At 41.1% G+C, this 24,580-nt stretch carries 22 protein-coding genes; 10 read left to right on the forward strand and 12 right to left on the reverse strand.

Annotation, left to right across the window (positions count from 1 at the left end; translation table 11 throughout):
- Window positions 1–21: 21 nt before the first annotated feature.
- Window positions 22–1,368 carry an exodeoxyribonuclease VII large subunit gene (xseA, locus tag Q0791_RS03710; RefSeq protein ID WP_299002824.1) on the reverse strand — a complete coding sequence of 449 codons (1,347 nt, stop codon included), beginning with the start codon at window positions 1,366–1,368 and terminating at the stop codon, window positions 22–24.
- A 150-nt stretch (window positions 1,369–1,518) separates the two neighbouring features.
- On the opposite strand from xseA, the gene guaB reads away from it, so the two are divergent.
- The 4 genes from guaB to Q0791_RS03730 all read left to right on the forward strand — a co-directional run bounded on the left by guaB (window position 1,519) and on the right by Q0791_RS03730 (window position 8,164).
- The gene (gene guaB / locus Q0791_RS03715; protein ID WP_299002826.1) at window positions 1,519–2,982 is read left to right on the forward strand and encodes an IMP dehydrogenase; all 1,464 of its coding nucleotides are present in this window, start codon (window positions 1,519–1,521) and stop codon (window positions 2,980–2,982) included.
- A gap of 100 nt (window positions 2,983–3,082) precedes the next feature.
- A complete protein-coding gene (gene guaA / locus Q0791_RS03720) occupies window positions 3,083–4,660 on the forward strand; it encodes a glutamine-hydrolyzing GMP synthase (protein ID WP_299002828.1) in 1,578 nt (525 codons plus the stop codon).
- A 1,188-nt stretch (window positions 4,661–5,848) separates the two neighbouring features.
- Window positions 5,849–6,217, forward strand: coding sequence for a DUF6680 family protein (locus Q0791_RS03725; RefSeq protein WP_299002830.1), 369 nt, complete (start codon window positions 5,849–5,851; stop codon window positions 6,215–6,217).
- Between the two features lie 669 nt (window positions 6,218–6,886).
- Entirely contained in the window at window positions 6,887–8,164 is a 1,278-nt protein-coding gene (locus tag Q0791_RS03730) for a glycoside hydrolase family 26 protein (RefSeq protein WP_299002832.1), read from the forward strand.
- Between the two features lie 132 nt (window positions 8,165–8,296).
- On the opposite strand, the gene Q0791_RS03735 is transcribed toward Q0791_RS03730, so the two are convergent.
- The 7 genes from Q0791_RS03735 to Q0791_RS03765 all read right to left on the reverse strand — a co-directional run bounded on the left by Q0791_RS03735 (window position 8,297) and on the right by Q0791_RS03765 (window position 14,844).
- The gene (locus tag Q0791_RS03735) at window positions 8,297–8,632 is read right to left on the reverse strand and encodes a hypothetical protein (protein WP_299002835.1); all 336 of its coding nucleotides are present in this window, start codon (window positions 8,630–8,632) and stop codon (window positions 8,297–8,299) included.
- 209 nt (window positions 8,633–8,841) lie between these two features.
- Complete coding sequence (locus tag Q0791_RS03740; RefSeq protein ID WP_299002838.1) at window positions 8,842–9,093, reverse strand: hypothetical protein; 252 nt, start codon at window positions 9,091–9,093, stop codon at window positions 8,842–8,844.
- 74 nt (window positions 9,094–9,167) lie between these two features.
- Window positions 9,168–9,440, reverse strand: a complete 273-nt coding sequence (locus Q0791_RS03745; RefSeq protein WP_299002841.1) for a hypothetical protein — start codon at window positions 9,438–9,440, stop codon at window positions 9,168–9,170.
- Between the two features lie 92 nt (window positions 9,441–9,532).
- The gene (locus Q0791_RS03750) at window positions 9,533–11,773 is read right to left on the reverse strand and encodes a peptidase domain-containing ABC transporter (RefSeq protein WP_299002843.1); all 2,241 of its coding nucleotides are present in this window, start codon (window positions 11,771–11,773) and stop codon (window positions 9,533–9,535) included.
- Window positions 11,773–13,020 carry an HlyD family efflux transporter periplasmic adaptor subunit gene (locus Q0791_RS03755; protein WP_299002845.1) on the reverse strand — a complete coding sequence of 416 codons (1,248 nt, stop codon included), beginning with the start codon at window positions 13,018–13,020 and terminating at the stop codon, window positions 11,773–11,775. Before Q0791_RS03755 ends, Q0791_RS03750 begins: the two co-directional genes overlap by 1 nt.
- Before the next feature lie 540 nt (window positions 13,021–13,560).
- A complete protein-coding gene (locus tag Q0791_RS03760; RefSeq protein ID WP_366942482.1) occupies window positions 13,561–14,271 on the reverse strand; it encodes an MFS transporter in 711 nt (236 codons plus the stop codon).
- 3 nt (window positions 14,272–14,274) lie between these two features.
- Window positions 14,275–14,844, reverse strand: a complete 570-nt coding sequence (locus Q0791_RS03765; protein WP_299002848.1) for an MFS transporter — start codon at window positions 14,842–14,844, stop codon at window positions 14,275–14,277.
- 486 nt (window positions 14,845–15,330) lie between these two features.
- On the opposite strand from Q0791_RS03765, the gene Q0791_RS03770 reads away from it, so the two are divergent.
- The 3 genes from Q0791_RS03770 to Q0791_RS03780 all read left to right on the forward strand — a co-directional run bounded on the left by Q0791_RS03770 (window position 15,331) and on the right by Q0791_RS03780 (window position 17,373).
- Window positions 15,331–15,690 carry a hypothetical protein gene (locus tag Q0791_RS03770; protein ID WP_299002850.1) on the forward strand — a complete coding sequence of 120 codons (360 nt, stop codon included), beginning with the start codon at window positions 15,331–15,333 and terminating at the stop codon, window positions 15,688–15,690.
- Between the two features lie 293 nt (window positions 15,691–15,983).
- The gene (locus Q0791_RS03775) at window positions 15,984–16,490 is read left to right on the forward strand and encodes a hypothetical protein (protein WP_299002853.1); all 507 of its coding nucleotides are present in this window, start codon (window positions 15,984–15,986) and stop codon (window positions 16,488–16,490) included.
- A 388-nt stretch (window positions 16,491–16,878) separates the two neighbouring features.
- On the forward strand, window positions 16,879–17,373 hold the full coding sequence (locus Q0791_RS03780; protein WP_299002856.1) for a GNAT family N-acetyltransferase: 495 nt from the start codon (window positions 16,879–16,881) through the stop codon (window positions 17,371–17,373).
- Window positions 17,374–17,515: 142 nt separating this feature from the next.
- Here Q0791_RS03780 and Q0791_RS03785 read toward each other — a convergent pair whose 3' ends face one another.
- From Q0791_RS03785 to Q0791_RS03800, 4 genes are all read right to left on the reverse strand, one after another.
- Window positions 17,516–18,001 (reverse strand): GNAT family N-acetyltransferase, encoded by a 486-nt coding sequence (locus Q0791_RS03785; RefSeq protein ID WP_299002859.1) that lies wholly within the window; start codon window positions 17,999–18,001, stop codon window positions 17,516–17,518.
- Window positions 18,002–18,194: 193 nt separating this feature from the next.
- The gene (locus tag Q0791_RS03790) at window positions 18,195–20,720 is read right to left on the reverse strand and encodes a TonB-dependent receptor (protein WP_299002862.1); all 2,526 of its coding nucleotides are present in this window, start codon (window positions 20,718–20,720) and stop codon (window positions 18,195–18,197) included.
- A gap of 104 nt (window positions 20,721–20,824) precedes the next feature.
- Entirely contained in the window at window positions 20,825–21,112 is a 288-nt protein-coding gene (locus tag Q0791_RS03795; RefSeq protein ID WP_299002865.1) for a hypothetical protein, read from the reverse strand.
- Window positions 21,113–21,448: 336 nt separating this feature from the next.
- Window positions 21,449–21,940 (reverse strand): SCP2 sterol-binding domain-containing protein, encoded by a 492-nt coding sequence (locus Q0791_RS03800; RefSeq protein ID WP_299002868.1) that lies wholly within the window; start codon window positions 21,938–21,940, stop codon window positions 21,449–21,451.
- Between the two features lie 131 nt (window positions 21,941–22,071).
- On the opposite strand from Q0791_RS03800, the gene Q0791_RS03805 reads away from it, so the two are divergent.
- The 3 genes from Q0791_RS03805 to nrdG all read left to right on the forward strand — a co-directional run bounded on the left by Q0791_RS03805 (window position 22,072) and on the right by nrdG (window position 24,580).
- On the forward strand, window positions 22,072–23,073 hold the full coding sequence (locus Q0791_RS03805) for a peptidase U32 family protein (RefSeq protein ID WP_299002871.1): 1,002 nt from the start codon (window positions 22,072–22,074) through the stop codon (window positions 23,071–23,073).
- Window positions 23,074–23,082: 9 nt separating this feature from the next.
- Window positions 23,083–23,973 carry a U32 family peptidase gene (locus Q0791_RS03810; protein WP_299002874.1) on the forward strand — a complete coding sequence of 297 codons (891 nt, stop codon included), beginning with the start codon at window positions 23,083–23,085 and terminating at the stop codon, window positions 23,971–23,973.
- A 148-nt stretch (window positions 23,974–24,121) separates the two neighbouring features.
- On the forward strand, window positions 24,122–24,580 hold the full coding sequence (gene nrdG, locus Q0791_RS03815; protein WP_299002877.1) for an anaerobic ribonucleoside-triphosphate reductase activating protein: 459 nt from the start codon (window positions 24,122–24,124) through the stop codon (window positions 24,578–24,580).

A 24,580-nucleotide genomic window follows, 5' to 3' on the forward strand; every position in this document is an offset into this window, starting at 1 on the left:
AAAGGTTCCTTTTTTTGTGTTTTACTCTTTTTGGGTGGCATTAATGACGGTCGATTGCACTTCGCCAAAGCGCAATCGTGTGTTTAATGTATCACCGACTTTAATATCATCCGTATTTCTGAGCACTTGTCCTTGGTTATCAAAGGTTATACTGTAGCCTCGACTGAGTGTCGCCAATGGACTCACAGTGTCGAGTTGGTGTGTCAGGTGATTAAATTGCTGCTCTTTTTGCTTCATTAAGCTGCTCATGGCATCGAACAAGCGTTTATGCTGGTGCGCTAATTGATGAGTACTGAGTGCCAGCTTATGGCTTGGCGATTGATGATTCAATCTGTGCAGTAAAGCCTGTTGTTTGAGAGTGAGTTTATTTAAATAACGCTCCAGTGCATTGATAAGTTTTAGTTGTACTTCATCAAAGCCTTGCTGAAAGGTTTGCAAGCGTCGCTTGGGATCGTGGCGATATAATTGATGATTGAGTCTGTCAGTTTCGGCTTGTTTTTGCAATAAAAAGTGCTGCCAGCTTTGTTTTAATCGAGAGTGCTGAGTGAGTAATTTTTGTTGTTTATTTACTGTATCTTTTGACAATAATTCAGCGGCTGCAGAAGGGGTTGGCGCTCTGAGATCGGCCACATAATCACTGATGGTGGTATCTATTTCGTGACCCACGGCCGAGATGAGTGGAATGACACTGTTATAAATATGGTGCGCCAAAGTTTCGTCATTAAAACACCAAAGATCTTCTAATGAACCGCCCCCTCGTGTCAGCAGTAACACATCGACTTCATTGCGGGCATTGGCATTGACTATTGCTCGACATAAGCCTTTTGCCGCGACCGCGCCTTGAACTTGTGCGGGATAAATAATCACTTCAATAGAAGGATCGCGCCTTTTGAGGACATGTAAAATATCACGAATGGCAGCGCCAGTGGGTGAAGTTATCACTCCAATACGCTGTATATTTAAGGGTAAATCTCGTTTGGTATGAGTGGCAAATAAGCCTTCCGAGGAGAGTTTTAATTTTAAGGCTTCATATTGCTGAGCGAGTAACCCATCGCCCGCTGGCTGCATACTATCGATAAGTAATTGATAATCACCTCTGGGTTCATAAACACTAATATTACCTCGAACTAAGACTTGCTGGCCGTTCGCTGGTCGAAAGGTGACTTGTTGATTACGGCCTTTAAACATGGCGCAGCGAATTTGAGAGCGCGTGTCTTTTAAGGTTAAGTACCAATGACCAGAGCTGGGTGCAGAAAAGTTAGAAATTTCGGCATTGAGCCAGACTCGGCTCAATTGACCTTCGAGTAACTGACGTACTTCACCATTGAGACGTGAGACAGTATAAACATGGTTTTTATTTTTTGGCATAAGTCTATTTCATTGCAGCTTATTTTCGAGGCTGAGTGATTGCAAATAAGTTTCAGCGCTATTTTCCATTTACTTGAATAGATATGCAAGGTATAATCTCGCCGCAATATTTACCCACCTAAATCTGACTCTCTTTTGGGGACATGTTGCATGCTAAGATTGAAAAAAGAAGCGTTAACTTTTGATGATGTGTTGCTGGTGCCAGCGCACTCCACCGTTCTGCCTAATACTGCCTCGCTGAAAACTCGCCTGACCAATAAAATCGACCTTAACATGCCTATCGTTTCCGCTGCAATGGATACTGTAACTGAAGCGCGTTTAGCTATTGCCATGGCACAAGAAGGTGGCATGGGTTTTATTCATAAAAACATGAGCATAGAGCAGCAAGCTGAGGAAGTGCGTAAGGTAAAAATTTACGAAGCGGGTATCGTACAGCAGCCTGTTACTGTTACTCCAGATACCAGTCTTGAAACCTTAAAGGCGTTAACGGCTAAGCATGGTTTTGCAGGTTATCCTGTGGTCACTCGTGCGAACGAATTAGTGGGGATCATCACAGGTCGTGATGTGCGTTTTATCACAGATTGGAGCCGCACAGTCGATGAAGTGATGACGCCAAAAGCAAGGCTAGTGACAGTACTTGAAGGAACGCCATTACCGGATGTGCAAAAACTCATGCACACTAATCGCATAGAAAAAGTCTTAGTGGTGGATAATGACTTTAAATTAAAAGGCCTTATCACAGTTAAAGATTTCCAAAAAGCCGAACAAAAACCTAACGCTTGTAAAGATGAGTTAGGCCGCCTACGTGTGGGCGCCGCTGTGGGTGCGGGTGCGGGGAACGAAGATCGCGTCGATGCATTGGTTGCCGCTGGTGTGGATGTATTATTAATCGATTCCTCTCACGGCCATTCTGAAGGTGTATTGCAACGTATTCGTGATACTCGCGAAAAATACCCAGAGCTTCAAATTGTGGGCGGTAACGTGGCTACGGCAGAAGGGGCGTTAGCGCTGGTTGAAGCAGGTGTTAATGCCGTAAAAGTAGGGATTGGCCCAGGATCGATTTGTACAACACGTATTGTAACGGGTGTGGGTGTACCACAAATTACGGCAGTGTCTGACGCCGCCGCCGCGATTGCACATCTTGATATTCCTGTGATTGCCGATGGCGGCATTCGTTTCTCCGGTGATTTGGCCAAAGCGTTAGCCGCTGGCGCATCGTGTATCATGGCAGGCTCTATGTTTGCTGGAACCGATGAAGCGCCGGGTGAAACTGAGCTATATAAGGGCCGTGCCTATAAATCTTATCGTGGTATGGGTTCATTAGGTGCTATGACACAAGGCTCGTCCGATCGTTATTTCCAAAGCGATAATGCAGCCGATAAATTAGTGCCTGAAGGCATTGAAGGGCGTGTGCCTTATAAAGGGAAATTAAAAGAAATTATTCATCAGTATATGGGCGGTTTACGTTCATGTATGGGACTGACGGGTTGCCCAACTATTAGCGCACTCAATGAGAAGGCTGAATTTGTTAAGGTGACTTCGGCAGGCATGGGTGAGTCCCATGTCCATGATGTGCAAATGAGTAAAGAAGCGCCAAATTACCGCTCTTCCTAACCTACTTTTGTCGAGGCGGCCTATCAAAGGGCCGCCTCGCTGCTATTTAGCATAGTCATTTTGATTGTTAATCTAATTGATACAGAGAGATAAGTATTCCATGAGTGATATTCATGAGCATAAGATCCTAATTTTAGATTTTGGATCTCAGTACACCCAATTAATCGCCCGTCGTATTCGTGAGATCGGTGTTTATTGTGAATTGTGGGCATGGGATGTGTCTGAAGCGCAGATTCAAGAATTTGCCCCAAATGGCATTATTTTAGCCGGCGGCCCTGAAAGTGTGACTCAGGAAAACTCCCCCCGTGCAGCGGAATATGTGTTTAATGCGGGTGTGCCCGTTCTGGGTATTTGCTATGGCATGCAAACCATGTCAGCGCAATTAGGCGGCGAAGTGATCCAAGGCATTGGAGAAGGTGAGTTTGGTTATGCTCAAGTCAAACTTGAAGCAGAGTCGACTTTCTTTAAAGATATTCAAGATGCCTTAAGTGAAGACGGTGAGCCACTGCTGGATGTGTGGATGAGCCACGGCGATAAAGTGTCTAAGATCCCTGAGGGCTTTGTCACAGTCGCGAGTACCGATACCTGTCCATTTGCTGCTATGGCGAATGAAGACAAGCATTTTTATGGCGTGCAGTTTCATCCAGAGGTCACCCATACTCGTCAGGGTCTGCGCATGTTAGAGAACTTTGCACTGGGTATTTGTCAGTGTGAAGCGAATTGGAAACCTAGCTCTATTATCGAAGATGCCGTTGCGCGTTTAAAAGCGCAGATTGGTGATGATGAAGTGATTTTAGGTCTATCCGGTGGAGTGGACTCTTCTGTGGTGGCCATGTTATTACACCGCGCCATCGGTGATAAGCTCACTTGTGTATTTGTCGATAATGGCTTATTGCGTCTCAATGAAGCGACGCAAGTGCTGGAGATGTTTGGCGATCGTTTTGGTTTAAACATTGTCCATGTGGATGCTGAAAATCGTTTCCTCGATGCCCTTAAAGGTGAAGCGGATCCTGAAGCTAAGCGTAAAATTATTGGTCATGTGTTTGTGGATATTTTCGATGAAGAATCCAAAAAATGTGTCAATGCAAAATGGTTAGCACAAGGCACTATTTACCCAGATGTCATTGAATCTGCAGGCAGCGCAACCGGTAAAGCCCATGTGATTAAGTCTCACCATAATGTAGGTGGGCTGCCCGATGATATGGAATTAGGCTTAGTCGAGCCTTTGCGTGAACTCTTTAAAGATGAAGTACGTAAAGTGGGTTTAGAACTGGGCCTGCCTTATGACATGCTATATCGTCATCCTTTTCCAGGTCCGGGCTTAGGTGTGCGTGTGCTAGGTGAAGTGAAAAAAGAATATTGTGATTTATTGCGCCGCGCCGATGCTATCTTTATTGAAGAGCTTCATAATGCGGATCTTTACCATAAAGTCAGTCAAGCCTTTACGGTTTTCTTACCAGTTCGCTCGGTGGGCGTGATGGGTGATGGCCGTAAATACGACTGGGTCGTATCCTTACGCGCTGTGGAAACCATTGATTTTATGACGGCGCATTGGGCTCACCTGCCCTATGATTTCTTAGGTCGTGTATCTAACCGTATCATCAATGAAATCGATGGTATTTCTCGCGTGGTGTATGATATTTCAGGAAAACCACCTGCCACTATTGAGTGGGAATAGGCGATTGCCCGCGCTCATATTTGAGCCCTGCTCTTTGCGCGGGTGATGACATTTCAATAGTGGATTAACTTTATGTTAGTCCCATATTGACTTCCCATATTGATTTGAGTATGAAATCCCTATTGCTGAAAACGAATAGGGATTTTTTTATCGCTAGCCTTTGCGTATTGCTAGCGATGGGCTGGTGGATTATCACTCACACCTTACTCACACTAGGCCAAAAGGGATCGACAGTAAATAACTTCATTTGTTTAACGTTATCTTAATTGAAATGATTGGGTTTATTTAAGTAAATTGCTAGCGCAGATTTTGTGCAAGTACTCCAGTGAGACGCTGTGAAGCCATCCTTGGCCGCTTTACGATTTCATCCCTGAAACCGAAACTCACTGTTGCATCTACACTGGGTTTTAAAGCAAAAGCAAAGGGGATTTCAGTCTTAATTAATTTTTATCTGTGGTGAGTCTAAGGTTGTGGATTCTCACTCACACCTCACTCATACTAGGTGTAATTAACAATGTCCTTGGTTTAAATTATATTATTTTTAATAGGTTATGTGCAATTCATTAAATTGCTACCGCAGGTTTTGTGCAAATAAAAAAATAACCCGCCGTAAATATATCCCTATAGGCTCAACGAAGGCATCCCTGCCTCCGATGGTTATTTTTATATTCACACCTGTTTGAAAAGCAAAAATCAAGAGAAAGAACAGTGAATCATGTTTAATCGTATTGAAATTAATTTTGGCACAGCTTTTGTGCAAATAAAAAATAACTCGGTGAGTGAAATATTATTTCAAGCTTACGAACGCGAAGTAGGGACACTAAGCTGGTTTTTAGATAGGGACATCGTTGTAAATATCTGACCTGCATGGATAGCAGGAAATGATCAGAAATGTCGTGAACAATTTTGGCCCTATAGGCTCAACGAAGGCATCCCTGCCTTCGATGGTTATTTTTGCATTTACACTGGGTTTTAAAGTAAAAGTTGTGTGTGGCTGTAACTTGATTGTTTTTAAGGCTGGTTTATTTGATGGAAATAGAGTAAGTTAATCCATTATTTATAGTTAATACAGTATATTAGCAATGCGTTTATAAAGAGGAGTGTATGGGGCAGCTTTTGAATAAGAGATAGTGTTAGGGCGTATTGGCATTATACGAAGGTTATATAAATACGAGGAATATTAGGAGTATGGAAATTATCATTGCATCACTTTTCTCTGGTTTACTCGGAGCAATAGCAAGTGCTTTACTGTTTATAAGATATGAGAAGAAAAAGTACCGTCTTGATACAGCTAAAAAACTGTTTGGCAACCGTCATAACATAACTGGCTTTGAGTTTTCACAAGCAATCAATGAAGTTTATTTCGTTTTTAACCACAATCCGAAGGTTCTACATAGGATTGAAAATCTATTTAATATTACGTCGACAGAAAATATAAAGAGTGAACAAATTAACGATGCAGTAGTTAGTTTGCTAAAATCAATCTGCGATGATATTGGTGTCAATTATAAAACATTAAACGAAAGCTTCATGTTAAAAGTTTTCAATAACAAGTAGTGTGTACAACAAGTAAAGCCAAGAAACGCTCATACACTGTTATTTTCTATACAAGTAACGCAAAACATCGCCAACAATCGGGCGTTAGGGCTTTAGTTGTTAAAAACGCAATATCGAACTTCATAACATGAAAAAATAAATTTAAGAGACTGTGAGCATTTCAAAGAGTATGTTTCTTCAGAATATTCTGATCAGGTTGGCTATGTTTCATGGAGTAAAGAGATAGCAATTTAGGTCTTTAGGCTCAGAGTCTAGCGATTAACTCATTAAACCGCTTAAGTCGCTTTATATTTGTGAAGGTAAACAAGTCGCTTTCGATGGGCTTTTTTGATTCGCTTTAGTGTCAAAGTTTAAATATTAAAGTCTAGCATTTAAGGTTAATCTTGCTTAGTATACATGCTAGTGAGTAATGCCATTTTGATAACGACGGCACCTCAAGCTTGTTCAAAGTCGCCATTGGTACTGCTAAAAATGAATGGTGAGTATAAATGAACGGCGAGTACCAATGAATGATTAGTAAAAGCAAATATTAGTATAAAAGTACTATTAAGTGTGAAAAATATACCCAAAAGGTTAGTTCAATATCAGTCTTTTGCCTCAGGGAGAATGGCCATGAGCAAACTAGAATTAGTTTTTTATTGATTCTTATATCATGCATGGAGGCACAAGATGCGTAATTTCATTTTTATCACCCTATTTATTTTTATGACAAGCACGCCGACATTCAGTATGGCAAGTGACAATGCTTCTGAAAAAAATCAAGATATTATGCTTGGCGCTTATTTGTTAGAAGATGCTTATAATCCTGAGAAAATTATTGAGTTTGAATCTGATATTGAGCAAGAGCTGGCAATTATCAATATATTCACTAGCTTTGATTACGATTGGAACCAGCTTCATGTGCAATGTTCTAATATTGTCAATGAAGGGGCTACGCCAATGATCACCCTTGAGCCCACACTTGCTGATCGTCCTAATGACAATCTCCTACCTGAAATCAGTCAGGGGCATTGGGATGATTATATTGATGAATGGATTGCAAATTTTATGCTTTGGATGAAAGATCGTGATGATCCAAATGCACGGGTTTTATTGCGATTTGCTCATGAATTTAATGGCATATGGTATCCTTGGAGCAATGATCCTAATGCTTATATTACGGCTTGGCAGTATTTACATAATAAGTTTGAAGTGGCTGGGGCAAATCAATATATCGAGTGGGTATGGAATGCGAATAATATTGATATCGATGATTATAATGACATTACCCAATATTACCCAGGCGATGATATGGTCGATTGGACATCCCTTGATGGCTACAACTGGGGAGCCAATTATTCTTTTACCGAGTGGAGTACTTTTACCGAGTTATTTGAAGAGCAGTACGCTGTATTGACGACAAGTTTTCCCCATAAGCCCATTTTAATTGCTGAAATTGCGACAGTAGAACCCAGTGATTTACCTAATACTGCAGATGAATATGCAGGGAATGATAGTGATAGTCACGAGAGTAAAGCAAAGTGGATTAAAGACATGTTTAAGCAAATTCGTTTAAATTTTACTCATATTAAAGGTGTTATTTGGTTTAATACTAATAAAGAATTTAGTTGGTCATTGAATGAAGCAGATCATAATACAGGATTAGATAAATTTAGAAAGATGGCTCAAAAAAAGTATATAACGAGTGACTTTAATACAGTCGCATTTTACGATATGGAGGAAAGTGATCCTATTGCTTCTATGGCTCCTATTGCTAAGTTATCCGACAATACCGACAATACCGACAATACCGACAATAGCTTATTGAATTCGAGTCATAAGATGAAAAATCAAGCGGATGGGTTTCGTGCTTTGTCAAAGAGTGTGATAGAAAAGCGTCGTCAGCAACATCATGAAATGATTGCTAAGCAAATGGTGCAAGATAAAAAAGATAAAAAAGAAAAGTAACCCCTGACCATAGCTAGTACAGATTAGCATTCGTTATGACTAGCTATGTACTGTGATTGAAAGCGGATAAGTTATCCTATGGAAAACCTGATTAAAGTCAGAGTGGTGATCTGCTTTAATCAGGTTTTTTATTTAATGGTTAAGGCTGTAAGTTGCAGCTGCATTGAAACCAATCGCATTACCTATGGTTCCACCCACTGCAGCACCTATTGTCCCTGCAGCGATAAAATCAAAAAGAGCAAGTCCAGCAGCTTCAGCTGCGATAGAAGCGCCCGCTGTAAATGTCGTTGCACTACCCGTTGCAATCGCGCTAACCGCGGCAGTCACACTGCCCCCTGCAACTGCTATTCCCGCAGCCGCTCCCAATGCGGCCCCAAAGGTGAGGCCAACTGCCGCACCAGCTAAGTAGTATCCTGCACTTAGGCCGCCATTGACTTGTTCGATTTCATTAAAAGTGAGTGTTTGCATATGAGGTTTTCTTAAAGTTACTATTGTTTGTATACGCATGTAGGTTTGCTGAACTTACATGCTAGTTGACTCGATTAAGCCAAAAATTCGATGATGTCGCTTGAGTGACTGAAATATTAAGAAATCAATAATGGCCGCTCATAGGGTATAAAGAAAAAATAACCCGTGAAGCATTCAGGGCTTTACGGGTTATTGCGCGTTATTGTGCGTTATTGCGCTTGATAGTTATCGTACGCATTGACCGCTGCAGCGCCGCCAGCAAAACCTGCGATACCGCCGCCGATCATACCAAATCCAACGCCATCAATGAAATTGACTACGCCAACGCCGACTGCATAAGTGCCGACTAATGAACCAAGGTAAATGCCGCCAACAAGGCCAACTGCCGCACCAGCTAAGTAGTACCCTGCACTTAGGCCGCCATTGACTTGTTCGATTTCATTAAAAGTAAGTGTTTGCATATGAGGTTTCCTTAAAGTTAATATTATTTGTATACGCATGTAGGTTTGCTGAACTTACATGCTAATTGGCTCGATTAAGCAAAGAATTCGATGATGTCGCTTGAGTGACTGAAATAGTAAGAGGCCAATGTTTGCCCTGCAGCGAGTGGATAATTGGCAGCTTGCTCTAGGCTAGATAATCCAGTCACATGACCTAGTGTATAAGTGATAACACCAGCCCCGATTAAGGCTGTTGATGTGACACACACAGGCAGCGCCCCTAAAGTTGCCACACCCATACCAAAGTATTCACCAGCACTGAAGCCGCCACTGATCTGTTCGATTTGATTCATTGTTAATGTTTGCATTTTGTTTCCTTTTTTGGTCAATGTGATTATTTGTTGCAAAAGGTGATAATTCTGCTTGAGCCTTATTTTGAATATTTGTCAGTGCCCACGAGTTAACGCATGGTGTAATCGCCGCTGTTAAAACTTGAACTAAAGTCAGCCTTTTTCGGTGAATTTACCTGAGGATCTTCTGCCCTGTTGGCTCTTGTATCGACATGAGCCTTGGCTGGGGTTTGCTCCTCGTCGACTCTACCTTGGCGTAATGTGACGATTCTGTCGGCCTGTTTGATGGTTTCTGGGCGGTGAGCAATCATGATGCGGGTCATTGACAGCTTTTTAATCTGGCGACAGATTTTATATTCATTATCCAGATCTAAATGACTGGTGGCTTCATCCATAAACAACAGGTTAGGCGATTGGTACAGGGCACGGGCCAGTAATAATCGCTGAGCTTGACCGCCGGAGAACTGGTTGCCCATATCGCCCACTAATGAATGGTAGCCCATACCTGTTGCCTGAATGTCTTTGTCGATGGCGGCTAGGCGAGCCGACTGTTCGATGTGCGCTTGATTGGGCTCGGGTGAGAAGAAGCTGATGTTATCGGCAATCGAGCCTGACAATAAGGTGTCATTTTGCATAATAGCTGCGGTTTTACCTCGGTAGGTTTTCAAACCAATTTGGGTAATATCTTGACCATCTAACAAAATGCGGCCCTGTGTGGGGCTAAGCAGCCCCAGCATGAGTTTCATCAGGGTGGTTTTACCACAGCCAGACTCACCGACGATGGCCACACATTCACCAGCCTGAATGGTCAGGTTAAGGTTATCGATGACCTTAGGGCCGTCCTGATGATAACGAAAGCTGACATTTTCAAGCACGAGTTCGCCTTTGACTTCGTTGAGTAATTGTTTCGACTCCAGATGGGCTTCTTGCTCATGAAGAGCGATATCAGACAGGCGGTCTAAGTGCAGGCGCAGCATTTTAAATTGGATCAATTGCTCAATGAAGCTGCCGAGTCTGGAGGTGAGCTGGTTCTTGTAGGCAATAAATGCCATGATCATTCCGGTGGAAAGTTCACCCTCCATGACCAAGTTTGCGGCAAAATAAATGACCAGAATGTTTTCTAAGCCAAAGAGTAAGGATTTAACGGAGTCAAAGCCGATATTGAGTTTACCTAGTCGAATATCGGTATTAATCACATCGGCATAATGGTTTTGCCACAGGCTTTGTCGCTGAGCCTCACTGGTGAATAGCTTAATGGGCTGCATGGCACGCAGGTTTTCTAAAAACAGGCTTTGCTCTTTGGCCGAGGTCTGAATAGAGGCCTCTGTGGCCAGATATAAGGGTTGATACATGGCCAGACGTAGAATGACATACAGGGTGATAGCAGCCAGCACAATCAGGGTGAGCTTAATACTGTAGATAAGCATCATGACCAAAATAGACAGGGCCATGACGGCATCGACAATGGTTTCCACTAGACCTGTGGTGAGTCGCTCTTTGATACTGGATAAGGCACCAAAACGCGAGACCAGATCGCCTATGTGACGCTTTTCAAAAAAGGCCATGGGCAGGCGAAATAAGTGGCGCAGTAAATTGGCACCCATTTGTAGGCTCATGACACTGGAGATGCGTAAAATAATCCAGCTACGAAAAGCGGTAATAAGGGAGCTTAATACCATGACTAGACCAAAGCCAATGGCAAGCACGGTGAGCAAGGGCCTGTCTTGACTGACGAGGACTTCATCGATAACCCATTGCATGTAATAGGGACTGATGAGGGTAAAAAGCTGCAATAAAATAGACAGAGCAAACAGGCTCACTAGGGTACGTTTAAGGCCTGTCATTTTGTGCCACAGTTGTGAGAGCTTCATTTGCTCACGTTCATCTTTTTTCGCAAAGCCAGGACTGGGGCTGAGCTCTAGTGCAATACCTGTATATTGTTTTGAAAACTCATCACGGCTGATTTTACGTTTTCCCAGTGCCGGATCATGAATGATGATGTGTTTTTTGGTGACCTGAGTGAGCACCACAAAATGGTTCATACCCCAGTGTAAAATACAGGGGGTGGCGAGCTGACTGATTTCTTCAAGCTCACATTTTAACGCGCGGCTGCTGAGGTTGAGTTCATCGGCCAGTTCAATGAGCTGTTTTAAGTTGGTGCCTTTTAAATTGGTGTTAAAGCGGCGTCTGAGTGCAGGCAGATCCAGTTGATGGCCGTGATAGCTGGCAATCATGGCCAGACAGGCGAGACCACACTCGGCGATTTCAGCTTGTAAAATAACGGGCACTTTGTTACCGCCACTAAAAGAGAGCAGTGATAGTAAGTCATGTTGATTGGTTGTTGTCGTCATTATCCGACTCTCCCGTTGAGGCTGTAAATGGGTTCAAATAACCACTTAATGAGGGGGCGTTTATCCAGAATAATATCGGCTTCAAGGAGCATGCCGCTTTTAAGGGGAAAGCTTTCGCCATAAGCCTTGATGTTTTGTTTATCGATATGAGTGCGAATGCGATAAACAGGCTCAGATAAAGAGACAGGTAAATCGGCTTCGCCTTCAAGGACGATGACTTTATCGACCCTTGCAATGTGGCTGGTTAAGGTGCCAAAGCGTTGATAGGGGAAGGCATCAAAGCGAAGCCTTGCTTCATCGCCGACGCGAATAAAGCCAGCGGAGCGAGTCGGAAGCAAGAGCTCGGCGACCAGAGTGGCATTTTCAGGAATGATACTCATCAAGGGGCGGTTAGCAGAAATGTACTCGCCTTCAACGACAGAGATGGTGGTGACGATACCGGATTCAGAGGCTTTGATAACAAAGCGGTAGCTGTTCTCGGTTTCATCTTTTCTGCGTTTTAGCTCAGAGCGTTTGGCATGAATTTCAGCGGCTTTGAGCTGATACTGGTGAGGCAAGCTGTCCAGCTCAGTTTGTGTGGTTTTTTTCTCTCGCTGCAATTGCAACGTTTTGGTGTCGAGTTCAGTGACTTCTTGCTGAATGGAGATAAATTTTTCCTGTTGTGCCTGATATTCAATCTCAGACAGATAGCCGTTTGAATACAGTTTTTTATGTTGAGCGAGTTGCTGCTGATAAAGGCGCAGTTTCTCTTTTGCCAGTGTGGTGGCCTTAGTGTTTAAGGCGATGGCGGTGGTAATATCATCAAGGCTGTTTTGCAGTCGGCTCTGCTCTTTGGCCTGCAGGCTGTTGTGTTGGTTTTGCTCTTGATTAAGGAGCAGGGTTTGAGTATTGAGTTCATTGAGCAAAGACTCGCTAAGCTCAGTGCCGGAGAGCAGGTTACGTTGAATGACTATGGTGGCCAGCGGGGTGCCGGCGCTGACACTCTGGCCTTCTTTGACATGCAATTTTGCTAAGGTGCCATTGGTGCTGGCATAGGTTTTAATGACGCCTTTGTCAGGAATTAAATAGCCTTGAACGGTTTCTTTTCGCGCATATTGAGAAAAAGAAAGGTAGATTGCAATGACGGCAATGGTGATAAATAAACAACTAATAATGATATAAAGAGGAACGGGTTGCGCCAGTGAAATCTCACCATGTAATTTTTGGCTGTGCGCCTCGACTGCTTCTTTTCTGAATAAGTTCGCCATGAGTAACCATTATTATTTTTAAGTGCTGTTGCAGGACATATTTAAATTTAAAATATGACTATTGGTGATTATATTACTGAGATACTTATTAAGGTGTAATCAGGGTAAAACCTTAGAAGATGAAAACTTATTCGATTAATTTTTAATATAAGTCATTATTAATTAAATGCTTATTTATTATGTTAAATAGTGGCTTGCATATTTTTAAAAAGCTATCAAAAAAACACATTATTCTATTAGCCTTTATGCTTAATGATGGAGGAAATATTTTATTAGATTTTGATATTATTTTTTATGGCAATAAATTTTTATTTATTAGTAGCGATTAATATAAAATTATTTATTGTTGATAGTATGACTTTATTTGAAAAATGGTTTTTTTTAGGACATCATGAATGCTTATTTTGGTGCTTAAAAAACGCATTTTAGACCAAGTGTCGATATTGATAGTCGATATTGATAGTCGATATTGATAGTCGATTTTGATATGGGCACACAGTGTTAATAGACTCAGGGCACATTGATAATCGAATGCGTGCTTTAATCCGGTAATGCTTTTCCTGCCGTCTCGCTTATAAAGAAGGTAACCAGGAGGGAAAGCACTGCGGTTGCCATAAGATAATAGGCTGGAGAGAAATCATTGGAAGTGCGTTCAAGTAAATAGGTGGCAACTAGTGGGGTTGTACCACCAAAAATGCCCATGCACAAATTATAGCCGATCCCTGAGGCACTACAACGGACTTTTGTTGGCAAAATTTCAACCATAACAGCCGATAATCCTGAATAACCCACTCCAAAAAGAAGAGCAAAACCTGCTTGTCCAGCCAAAATCATCCAAAAGTTGTGATGATGCATCAACCACCATAATGGCCATGAAAAGAGTAATGCACCTAAGGCGACGAAATATAATAGCGGTTTTCGCCCTACTTTATCAGACAAAATAGCACTGAAGGTAATGACAGGAAGAAGAATGATAAGACTTAGAGTGTTAATATCTAATGCAGTAGATGTTGATACATGCATTTGCTCTGTTAAGTAAGAGATGGCGTAAACCCAAAGGAGATAAAACCCGACTGCATTGACCAGTGATAAACAGATGATTTGCATTATTTCTCGCCAATGATCACGAATGGCGGCGATAAAGGGGAGGGTATTTATGGGCTTGGCATGATCAAAAGAGCTTGATTCAGTGATATGGCGACGGAATAATGTCGCACAGACGGCAATGATGGCGCCGATTAAAAATGGAATACGCTATCCCCATGTTTGAAATGCTTCGGTACTTAAAAGGTTACTGAACAAAGAGCAGATTGCCGATCCTAAAAGAAAGCCGATAACACTGCCAAACATTGGCCAGCTGGTGTTAAAGCCACGTTTTTCAATCGATGAATGTTCAGCAAGAAAAACAATAGAGCTTGGGTATTCTCCGCCAACGGATAAACCTTGAAGGATCCGTAATAGAATAAGTAATATAGCAGCCAAGGAGCCGATTTCTGCATAGGTGGGAAGAAAGGCTATGGCAGTGGTACCCGCTCCCATCATGATGACAGAGCAGATGAGTGCAGGTTTTCTTCCCATTTTATCCGCCATGTGGCCAAGTAATACTCCACCTAAGGGCCGGGCAATATAACCAACGGCCAGTACAGCAAATGCGGCGAGAAGAGAGGTAAAGGGATCGCTACTGGGGAAAAAAAGTTTTCCAATGATAGGCGCCATAGTGCCATACACGGCAAAATCATACCATTCAAGCGTATTGCCAATGGCACCGGAGATGATATTTCGTCTCTGTATTATTTGAGCAGAAATGGAGTATACCCAAACCATGTTATGAATATATTGAGTTTAGAAGCGAAAGTGAGCAAAATCCAGCATCACAATGTAGCCTTGTTGATTGTATAACCTGAATTCGGGATAAGCAGCGCCGCTTAATAGCACTATTTCTGCCCCTATCTGTGTTGTGCTTTCTACTAATAGCCCGCTATTAGATACGAAATCCCGCCTTGATATCGACAAAAATTGTACTATTAAACTAAATTTAAAAATAAAGAATGACCCAATTTCATTCAATTTTTTAATATTAAATAGGTTACCTAAGATTTTTGACACTCATTATCCCGAGTTCAGGTTAAATAGCTGCTTGAGATACAGCATAGGGCATTATTGAAAATAAGCATATTGATTGAGCTGAGTGTCAAATATTGAAGAAGTTTGTTCTATTGTTGGCGTGTTAACTTTAGCGTTTAGCAGAGAGACTCTATATTGTTTGTTAGAATAAGAGTATAAAGGTGACACTAAGATGAATGAAATTGAATGAATAAGTCAAAAGAAAAGATGACAGATGAACATGATGAAAATTACAGGCGATTAATGCGGATTGCTAAGGTTGCAGTGCCTTTATTTATTTTGATTTTTGCCACTGTCATTGCCTGGTTTGAGTTCAGTCATCAAGTGATCAATATTCAAGTTATCGATAAAAACGTTCAGTGGAGTGAGGGGTGTTCGCAGGGGCGTTGCTCGGGGATACCGACATTTTTTGTTGTGACAAAAGCTGAAACCTTTATTACAACTCAAGCTATTTATGGCCAAATGGCAATTGGGCAAGATTATGATGTGGAAACAGAAGGTTTTAGATTTCTCGCCGTCCACAGAAGAATAGATTATCTCTTTTAATATTTGATTTTCGCCAAACCGTTTCAAGTCGATCTATATTATACCGAGACTGAGACTGAGACTGAGACTGAGACCGAGACCGAGAGAATGGCTTAAAAGTAAAACATTCGAACATTTAAGCCCAGTTTTCTACTGTTAGAAAGAAAATGTCATACTTGGCATAAGTGTTAATAAATATGATATCGGTCAAATTTATTAATGTTAAAAATGAATGTTTATTTAGCATTTGTATCAATTGTGTTACATTTTGCCTATTGAAATTGAGATAACTTTTTATTAAATAGTAGGAAAAAATGAAAGCAAAATGGATCATGGGTTTAATGGCTTCACTGACGTTTGTTCCCACCTTGGCTCAAGCGGATACTTATCTTGGTCGGTATATTTGTCATTCTAATGAGGTACTGAGGCAAAATGGTGATTTGGGTGCCAAGGTCGATTCGCGATTAGAACTTAGATTAAAACAAGGCGATGATGGCTTAGTCTCACTCATTCAAGGAATGGGGCATTTGATCACAAACTATGCAGCAGATGAGAATTTATTAGATGATGAATATGCCTATTATGGTTTGTTTAATACTCATTCTCTCACGGAAAATCCGAATTATGCGCCGCGTGTTTATATTAATCATCATCAATTTAAAGCCTTTAATGCTATGGTGACAAATAGTAATGACGGTGGTGGCATGTGGGGGAATTTAGTGATCCCAAAAACATTAACGGCAGAAATTGAAGTCCATTATATTTTTCAAGCTGGCGATCACATGGGCGGTACAGTTGATTACCAATGCGTGAGGAGTTAGGGGGATTTTGAATATGGCGAAAGTACCATTTACTGATTGATATTGTGATGAGTAAATGGTAATTTCAAGCGGCATTGATGGATCAATGCTGATTGATTTTATAAACTTGGAAAAGGATTTTCTATGAAAAAATGGTCATTATATTTATATTGTAGTGTCGTCGTTGTCACCTTATTGTTGTTGACCTCCATTGACCCTCTTTTAATTCCTCTTATTACTTTTCAAGCAGATCAATTTCAATAGCCTTACCAATCTTGTACTGTGTGTTGTTTTGAGGTTAATGAACATCAGTTTTTATTGAGATAGATAATGTTATGCATTTCTTTTATTTCGTAAAATAGATAAAATAATATAAATTCAATACGTTATATTGCGCAATGGTGATTGCGTGAAGAAAAGAGATGAAAAGTCTATGTACCAGATTAGAAAAGCTTACGTGACTGATGTAAAGAGAATAAAGTCCCTTCAATTTCAGATAAATGCGTTTCATAAAGAGAACTTACCCGATGACTTTCTTTCTCCTGAAGAAATTGAAAAAAACATTAATCTGAATGAATTCATCGATAGTGATAATTACATCGTGCTGGTGGTTGAGCATGACAATAGTGTTGTCGGTTTTGTGATGGGGAATGTATGGGAGCGAAAATCTTGGGTATTGCAACGGCGTCAAATAGCCAGCTTACAGCAAATTGCCGTGGACAGTGCTCATCAGCGCAAAGGTCTTGGAAAAATGTTAGTGGAAGCGTTTGAGCAAGAGGTTAGGCAAAGAGGCAGTGAAGAACTTTGGTTAGAGGTATACGCCTTTAATGAGAATGCCATTGAATTGTACAAGGGTCAAGGTATTGAACCAACATTATTGTTTGGGCAAAAAAAACTGACATAGGTGATTTAGCTTATATTCGTGAATAAAAAACAAATCTCAATATAAAAATATTGAGATTAAAGGAAACATCAACAGTCTGTGATATCAAGTCTTTCGAATTCATGTTTCCTATTGCTTTAAGTGCATTTTCTAATGAAAAGGATTAATCTTTTTCGGCGAAGTCGATGAGTGTTTGACCTGATAGGCGATAACCCACCCATTCATCTTGTGATTTTGCACCGATTGAATGATAAAAATTCCGTGAGGGTGTATTCCAATCAAGACAGCTCCATTCAAATCGGCCGCAGTTGTTTTGTAGAGCAATTTGAGCCATTTTTTTTAGTAATAATTTGCCCGCACCTTTGCCTCTGTGCTCTGGTGAGACATAAAGATCTTCAAGATACAGTCCTGGTTTGGCTAACCAAGTGGAGTAGTTATAAAAATAAATAGCCATACCCAGTGCTTGCCCATTTTGCTCACAAATTAATGCGTTCACATGGCTATTACTTGAAAAAATGCTTTGCTTAAGTGTTTCTTCTGTGGCGAGCACTTCATGTTCTGCTTTTTCATAAATAGCCAATTCACGCACAAAATGCAAAATCAGTGCAGCATCTGATGCTTTAGCTTCTCGAATAAATAATGGGTTCATAGACTTCTCTGCTATTGATGATTGACCTTATCATAACCTTTGCCATATTATGATTACAGTGCATTATTTTCATATTAATATGTGTTTAATTCATAATGAATTTATATCAAATCGATTTAAGCTTACTGATTTTATGTTGGGGATAACCAATTGCATTAAGGGGTTAATGCAATTGGAATCATGCTCCTATTGTTTAAAATTCGTAATTCATGCCTATCATGAAACTGCGTCCCATGAGGGGGGCATAATCTTTGAGTAAAGAAGTGTGGGGCCTTGCATTTTGATTGAGTAAGTTGCTGCCTTTTACATATAACATCATATCCTTGTCATCCAGGGTCATATGATAGGTCAATGCCGTATTTAATAAGGCATAACCTGCGGTGTCGGTTTCATTTTCTGCGGTTTCAGTTTGTTTGGCGTAAGCCATTACCCCGACTTCTGCATGCCAATCTGCTTGATCATAATTGAGGGTTGAGCCCACACGTAAGGGGGAGATCAGGGGTAAATTGCCACCATCGACTAACAGGCCTCGTGTATAGTCACTGAGTAAATCGATTGACCAAATCTCATCAAGTGGAATATTGGCTTGCGCCTCAACAGAGTAGAGTTCGGCATCCCCTTGAGTGAATTGATACACAGGTAAAGAGCCATCTTCACCGATATCGGAAGCGATAAGTCCTGTGTCTTGTTCATAGTAGAAATTATTGACTCTGTTATAGGCCATACTCAAAGAGCCTGTCCATGAACCGTTCAATTTTCGTAAGGTGAGATCAATATTATTGGCGATTTCTTTTTTGTTACTGTCAGTATTGGCAATGACTTCTCCATTTTCAATCTTATATTGGGAACCTACTTCAAAGCTTTGTGTTGCATTATGTTCGCCAAAACTGTAAAGCTCTTCAGCGGTGGCTGAGCGTTCGGCTCGTTCAAATGATAAGCCTAGATTGTAGCTGGGGTCAAAATTCCAGACTATGCCTGCTGAAAGGGTCAGATTGTTATCATTGACGCCATCGGGTTGATAATTTTGTGTGCCACTTGTGCTCTCTAAACTCATGCTATCAGGCGCTAAATTATAGTGTTCGACTCGTCCACCAAGCTCAATGCGAAAGTCATTAATTTGCCGTTCTTGTACTATGAATGCCGCAATAGTGTCAGTGATACTGTCAGGGGTTAGTGCTTCATCGCCTACCACAGAGAAATCACGGTGAGTGGCATTAAGTCCCATACTACCTTGCCATTTTCCCCAAGGGCTATTATTCACACTCAAACGTACTTCACTTTCTTTATTGTAGAAAAAGGTATCGGCAACGCCATCTTCTTCTTCAGCATGTTGATAATCTGTGTAGCCTGCATCTAAGCTGAGTTTAGTTGCCCCAGAAAAGGGATTTATCAGACCACTGTGAAGTTGCCAAGCTGTTTTATGTAAATCGATACTGATGTCAGGATCCTCTGTATCGCGCTTAGGGATCCCATAGTTTGAATCAGTCTGAGTGCCAGAGATACTGATGAAACTGTTATCACCTGTGTAGCCGATACCCAGAGTATAATCATCCTGTTCAAGCTGGCTATTGGCCAGAGTACCATCAGTGTCTACTTCGCCTTTAATGGCATTACCGGCGATGCTGAGGTTATCGGTCTTGCGTTTTGTGCCATCAAGATGCCAATTAAATTTTCCGTTACCCCCGTTAAGCTCACCATTGACGGTGCGACCATTATTGCCCGTTTCATATTGAGTGCCAATGTTACCGGATAATTCATTCACGGGGGTTTCGTGAACGCGATTATTGACTACATTAACGACGCCGCCAATGGCACCGTTGCCATAGAGTAGCGATCCCGGCCCTCGAAGAATTTCGATCTGTTGCGCCGTTCCTGATTCAGTGGTTACGGCATGATCCGCCGATATCGTTGAAGCATCGCCAACGGAGAGGCCATTCTCTAATACTGATACTCTAGGGCCGCCCATGCCGCGAATAATGGGGCGACTCGCTCCAGCACCAAAATGCGAGGCTTGTACACCAGGTAGTGCTTCTAATGTATCGCCTAAGGTGGCTTCTGTATTGAGTTTGAGTTGGTCCTCGCTCATGACTGTCATGGGAGTGGTACTTTGTAATGGTGAGCGCATAAAAGGGGAGGCTGTGACGACAATGTTTTCCATTATTGCATGCTCAAGTGATACATCATGTGTCATTGTACCTGCGGTGATAGGTACATCATTATTGACATCAGTGTAGTTTTTCGCCTTGACATGCAAATGAGCCAGACTGTTGTCAGAAAGGATTAATCTGTATTGACCTTGTGCATTTGTGACGGCTTTTTTATCTGTTTCGACAGTGACTTGTGTGCCAACAATCGGTGTGCCGTCTGGAGCGGTTATTTGACCTTGTGCATTTGTGGTGGTTTTTTTATCTGTTTCGACGCTGACTTGTGCGCCAACAATCGGTGTACCGTCTGGTTCGGTTATTTGACCTTGTGCATTTGTGGTGGTTTTTTTATCAGTTTCGACGCTGATTTGTGCGCCAACAATCGGTGTGCCATCTGGATCGGTTATTTGACCTTGTGCATTTGTGGTGGTTTTTTTATCTGTTTCGACGCTGACTTGTGCGCCAACAATCGGTGTGCCGTCTGGATCGGTTATTTGACCTTGAAGCTCAGCGGCGATTACGGGGGTTGAGCTGCTAGCCAATGCTAGCGCCATATAAGATAGAGCATGTTTCATCGTGCCTGTCCTTTATAGAAAGCATAAAAAAGTTCAATTCTCATTCTCATTGCTATTGATTTTCAATCGAAGCTATTGAGTTTTATTGTTTTTATCTATCTTTATTAAAAAGGAGGTGCACGCACACTTAAGGTTTCAAGCCAAAATAAAACGGGTTGTTGATATAAAGGAGGGGGAATTTTGTCAGCTTGTTGCTGACACATTTCAGGCATGATGACCTTTGTGGGGCCTGCATTGTGGTGGTGGTAGATATTACTGTAAAGGCAGTGAGTGTTATCATGTTCTAGCGCATGTTCCATGCTATGCGCCATAGTGATAGATTGCAGAACAATTAGCCAAAAAGCGAAGATAAGCCAAAGGCCACTCTTAAGAGTCAGGGGGCTATTTGTCATTAGGGTAACCTGATCGCCTTTTTATGTGAGTATATTATGAATTACTAATGCTTTTTTTATGAGCGCACACGTTACACTTCATTAAAGTAAAACGCAAAGTAAAAATGATAAAATGGTGAGATTTTACATTGCATTGGAGATAAGCTTGATCCTATTCAAAAACAATTAGCAGATCTTAATATTGCAATGACAGTCGGGCTTACTAGGCTCCCCAGTGGCGCACAGTTTATTTTGTGCGCGACTTTGATGGTAATGAGATTGAGTATCATTGGTCAGCATTAATGGATAAATAAGCATTATTAATGCGTAAAGCTAATAGAATGTTAAAATCGGACGTTAGGGATCAAACTTTTTGATCCAGTCGGCATAGTGAAGCAGTGCGCGTGTGAATATGTTTGGTAAATTATCTAACTCTAGATTGTCGATGAGGTTTTTTAGGGCTAATCCTAATTCGGTATCACCTGTTATCAATAGTTTTCTGCGAAAAAACAGCGTATCAGGGTCGACTTTTTTAGCCGCCAGCAATATCAAAGTATTCATTTGAGCGCTAAAACAAATGTCTTGATTATTGTGGTATTGTTTCATTTGCAGTTGACCTTCTTTTAAACTGAAAAACCAACATTTATGTAGATCGGTTAGCTCTACTTTCAACCATTTGTCACTTAGAAAGTCTAGTTCTTCATCTTCAATCATTTGCTTGAATAAGGGTATTAATATCTTTAATAGTATTTTTTTCTCTATGGGAAACGGGATGTTTTTAATTGGATATTTCAGTATTTTTGGGGCATTGATAATGGTTTTGGCAATGAATGTATCGGTTAATGTCATAACGTCCGCCATGGTGAATTATTGATAGAAATAGATTAACCGAACTTTTATTAGCATAACTTAATTCAAATCAAAAAGTCAGTTAGTGGTTGTGTGAAAATGTAGGAAATGACTACTTAGGAGAACTGACTTTGGAATTACTCTGTCCTGCAGGCAACTACCCATCACTTAAAACCGCGATAGATCACGGTGCAGATGCCGTTTATATTGGTTTTAAAGATGATACGAACGCACGACATTTTGCTGGGTTGAACTTTACCGACAAGCAACTGAATAAAGCCGTAGATTATGTTCATCGTCATCGGCGTAAACTTCATGTGGCAATTAATACTTTTGCCCATCCACAGAGGTGGGAACGGTGGCAAAAAGCGATTGATAAAGCAGTTGATATCGGTGCTGACACTTTGATTCTGGCTGACATGTCATTATTAGAATATGCTGCACAGCGATACCCACACATCGAACGTCATTTGTCAGTTCAAGCGTCGGCGACCAATATTGCAGCAATCAAATTTTATTGTGATAGCTTTGATGTTAAACGAGTGGTATTACCAAGGGTGTTATCGATTCATCAAGTTAAACAATTAGCCGGAATGACTAATGTTGAGCTTGAAGTGTTTGCCTTTGGCAGCTTGTGCATTATGGCAGAAGGGCGGTGTTATTTATCTTCTTATTTGACTGGGGAATCGCCGAATACTGCTGGAGCGTGTTCCCCTGCTAAATTTGTACAGTGGGAGAAAACCAGCAATGGTTTAGAGTCTCGTCTAAATAGCATTCTAATAGACCGCTATGCTGATGATGAAAACGCCGGATATCCAACGTTGTGCAAGGGCCGCTTTAATGTAGACAACAAGGCCGATACGTTTCACGTCTTTGAAGAACCGACCAGTTTGAACACTTTAGATTTATTGCCTCAGTTGATTGATCTCAATATTGCTGCGGTAAAAATAGAAGGTCGTCAGCGCTCTGTGGCTTATGTCGAGCAAGTGACTAAAATATGGCGTGCAGCGATTGATAAATGTCAAGGTAATAGTAAAGGATATTGTGCAGAACCTCATTGGGGACGTGGGCTAGCAGATATTAGTGAAGGGGTACAAACCACATTAGGTGCTTACCATCGTGACTGGCAGTAGGAGAAACAAATGCAATATTCATTAGGTCCTATTCTTTATTATTGGGAAAAAAATCAAATGGACGTTTTTTACCAAGCAGCAGCGAATAGTCGTGCTGATATTATTTATCTTGGTGAAACCGTTTGCTCTAAACGTCGAGCGCTAGGTTTTAAAGACTGGTTAACGATGGCGCGTTCGTTAGCTGAACAGGGGAAAAAAGTCGTTCTGTCCACGATGTCACTACTTGAAGCTCCGTCTGAGCTGGGTATGTTAAAACGTTATTGTGATAATGGTGACTTCATGGTTGAAGCGAATGATGTCGCAGCGATTGAGTTACTTTATCAACATTCGCTACCATTTACAGTTGGACCTGCAATTAACTGCTATAACGCACAAACCATTAAATTTTTATTGGGTAAGGGCATGGTGCGTTGGGTCATGCCAGTAGAACTGTCTCGTGATTGGTTGAAAAAGGTTTTGTTATCTTGTGACGCGTTGAATATCCGTGATAAGTTTGAAACCGAAGTTTTTGGTTATGGCTATATTCCACTCGCTTATTCGGCACGTTGTTTTACTGCGCGTTCTGAAAATAAAACAAAAGATAAATGTGGATTGTGTTGTATTCATTTTCCAAATGGTCGTTTAGTACGCTCACAAGAAGAACAGTCTTTGTTTGTGATTAATGGTGTTCAAACTCAGTCTGGCTATTGCTATAACTTAGTGAATGATTTAGCGTCAATGAAAGGCTTGGTCGATGTGGTTAGACTGAGTCCTTTATCTTTAGAGACGTTATCAATCGTCGATACCTTTAAAGAAGCTGATTTACAAAATAATTCCCAAGCAATGCCACTTGATAGTCGCGAGTGTAATGGTTATTGGCATAATATTGCCGGTCTTAATATGGCCCAACCATTGGTATAAGTATTACCTTATAGGGTATTTGCTTAAATACGCTTCACTTGATTTTAATTCTACTGCTCATTGATGTAGATCAATTACCTGATTTTATATTTTGGCACCATATATAGTGATTTTATTTATAATTAACACTATATATGGTTGGTTTGGAATGGTGGAATTTAATTTCTTTGATGTTCAAGTCGTGTTTCAAGAAGTGCCTGATGAGGTGTCATTGGCGTTGACAATATGTGGTTGTCCACTGCGTTGTGAGGGCTGTCATCGAGATGATATTTGGGATCCCTTTCAAGGCACTCCATTAACTACGCACTTTTTTAAACAATTGTTAGCACAATATGATGGCTTAATTACCTGTGTGGTTTTTTTTGGTGGTGAATGGCAGCCCACAAAGCTTATTCCATTGTTAAAATTGGCGCAGCAAGTTGGATTAAAAACCTGTTTATACACGGGAATGTCAAAAATACCACAACGCATTAAACAGTATTTAACGTACCTAAAAACCGGTGCATGGCAGTCAAATCTTGGAGGGCTCAATAGCAAAATAACCAATCAACGATTTATTAACGTCAATGAGAATCAACTGCTTAATTTTAAATTTATGGGAAGTTAA

Origin of the sequence: uncultured Shewanella sp. (assembly GCF_947495455.1) — a bacterium.
GTDB lineage: Bacteria > Pseudomonadota > Gammaproteobacteria > Enterobacterales > Shewanellaceae > Shewanella.

Coding starts and splice junctions, on each gene's coding strand:
- xseA (WP_299002824.1), bottom strand. CDS start 1,368: ATGCCAAAAAATAAAAACCATGTTTATACTGTCTCACGTCTCAATGGT.
- guaB (WP_299002826.1), top strand. CDS start 1,519: ATGCTAAGATTGAAAAAAGAAGCGTTAACTTTTGATGATGTGTTGCTG.
- guaA (WP_299002828.1), top strand. CDS start 3,083: ATGAGTGATATTCATGAGCATAAGATCCTAATTTTAGATTTTGGATCT.
- Q0791_RS03725 (WP_299002830.1), top strand. CDS start 5,849: ATGGAAATTATCATTGCATCACTTTTCTCTGGTTTACTCGGAGCAATA.
- Q0791_RS03730 (WP_299002832.1), top strand. CDS start 6,887: ATGCGTAATTTCATTTTTATCACCCTATTTATTTTTATGACAAGCACG.
- Q0791_RS03735 (WP_299002835.1), bottom strand. CDS start 8,632: ATGCAAACACTCACTTTTAATGAAATCGAACAAGTCAATGGCGGCCTA.
- Q0791_RS03740 (WP_299002838.1), bottom strand. CDS start 9,093: ATGCAAACACTTACTTTTAATGAAATCGAACAAGTCAATGGCGGCCTA.
- Q0791_RS03745 (WP_299002841.1), bottom strand. CDS start 9,440: ATGCAAACATTAACAATGAATCAAATCGAACAGATCAGTGGCGGCTTC.
- Q0791_RS03750 (WP_299002843.1), bottom strand. CDS start 11,773: ATGACGACAACAACCAATCAACATGACTTACTATCACTGCTCTCTTTT.
- Q0791_RS03755 (WP_299002845.1), bottom strand. CDS start 13,020: ATGGCGAACTTATTCAGAAAAGAAGCAGTCGAGGCGCACAGCCAAAAA.
- Q0791_RS03765 (WP_299002848.1), bottom strand. CDS start 14,844: ATGGTTTGGGTATACTCCATTTCTGCTCAAATAATACAGAGACGAAAT.
- Q0791_RS03770 (WP_299002850.1), top strand. CDS start 15,331: ATGAATAAGTCAAAAGAAAAGATGACAGATGAACATGATGAAAATTAC.
- Q0791_RS03775 (WP_299002853.1), top strand. CDS start 15,984: ATGAAAGCAAAATGGATCATGGGTTTAATGGCTTCACTGACGTTTGTT.
- Q0791_RS03785 (WP_299002859.1), bottom strand. CDS start 18,001: ATGAACCCATTATTTATTCGAGAAGCTAAAGCATCAGATGCTGCACTG.
- Q0791_RS03790 (WP_299002862.1), bottom strand. CDS start 20,720: ATGAAACATGCTCTATCTTATATGGCGCTAGCATTGGCTAGCAGCTCA.
- Q0791_RS03795 (WP_299002865.1), bottom strand. CDS start 21,112: ATGACAAATAGCCCCCTGACTCTTAAGAGTGGCCTTTGGCTTATCTTC.
- Q0791_RS03800 (WP_299002868.1), bottom strand. CDS start 21,940: ATGACATTAACCGATACATTCATTGCCAAAACCATTATCAATGCCCCA.
- Q0791_RS03810 (WP_299002874.1), top strand. CDS start 23,083: ATGCAATATTCATTAGGTCCTATTCTTTATTATTGGGAAAAAAATCAA.
- nrdG (WP_299002877.1), top strand. CDS start 24,122: ATGGTGGAATTTAATTTCTTTGATGTTCAAGTCGTGTTTCAAGAAGTG.